Source organism: Streptomyces bambusae (assembly GCF_019400985.1).
GTDB lineage: Bacteria > Actinomycetota > Actinomycetes > Streptomycetales > Streptomycetaceae > Streptomyces > Streptomyces bambusae_A.
On record NZ_WTFF01000689.1, the window covers coordinates 1 to 933 of the forward strand.

Genomic DNA, 933 nt, shown 5'->3' on the forward strand with positions numbered 1-933 from the left:
TTATATTTTGGAAGGCGTAGGGGGCCTTGCGGGTGCAGCCTCGGTGCCGGGGGCTCGGGGATTGGTAAAAGGGGCGGGTGTGGGGCCGGGGGCCGGCTGCCGGGCCCGTGCCCGCGGCGGGGTCGGTCGCGGGCAGGGCCCTGGTCGGTCCGTCGGGGCTGTGCGGCGGGGGCGCGGCCTGCCGGAAGCCCTGGGGCAGGGCGAGTTGCGCGGGCAGGACGGGGACGGCGGGATCGGGCTGCGGCGGGATCCGGGGCGTGGTGGGGGGCGTCCGCCGGCGGGCGGGGGCGCTCGGAGTGCCGTACGGGTACGAGTACCCCTGCGGCAGGTTCGACCCCTCGGGCCGCGCCTGCTCCTGCCCCGCCGGTCCCGGGTCTCGTCCCGGCTCGACCGCTTGCCCTGGCTCTCCCACCCGTCCCGGCTCCACCGCCTGCCCGGGCTCCGGAGCCTGTCCCGGCTCCGGAGCCCGTCCCGGCTCCGGCTCGGCCGTCCCGCGCTGCTCGGCAGCGGCCCAGGCCCCGGCCCCGGCCCGGTACGCGGCGACGGAGCCGGCCCGGGCGGTGGCCTGGAGGTCGGCCTGGGCGTCGGCCCGGGATCCGGCCCGGGAATCGGACGGGGAATCAGCCTGCAAGCCGGACGGGGAATCGGCCTGCGGGTCGGACGGCGAACCGGCCTGGGCGTCGGTCTGCCCGGCACGGCCCCGCTCGGGCACGACGTGGTCCCGGTACACGGGGCCGTCGGCGCCGGTGCGAGGCAGGCGCACGGTGTCGTAGCCGGGCGCGACCAGCGGCGCGTAGCCAGGCGTTCCGCTCTCCTCACCCTCGCCCCGCCGCGGTCCCAGCCCCTCGGCCTCGTAGACGGCATGCGCGGCGGAGGGCGCCGCGGGAGCACCACGGGGGCCGGGCGGTCCGGGCGGGGCCGACGGTCCGGGCC

Annotated in this window: 1 pseudogene; it reads right to left on the reverse strand. The window is 79.5% G+C overall.

Going from position 1 to position 933, the window contains the following annotated elements:
- Positions 1 to 933: pseudogene (locus tag GPJ59_RS36565) on the reverse strand (hypothetical protein); the annotation flags it as partial.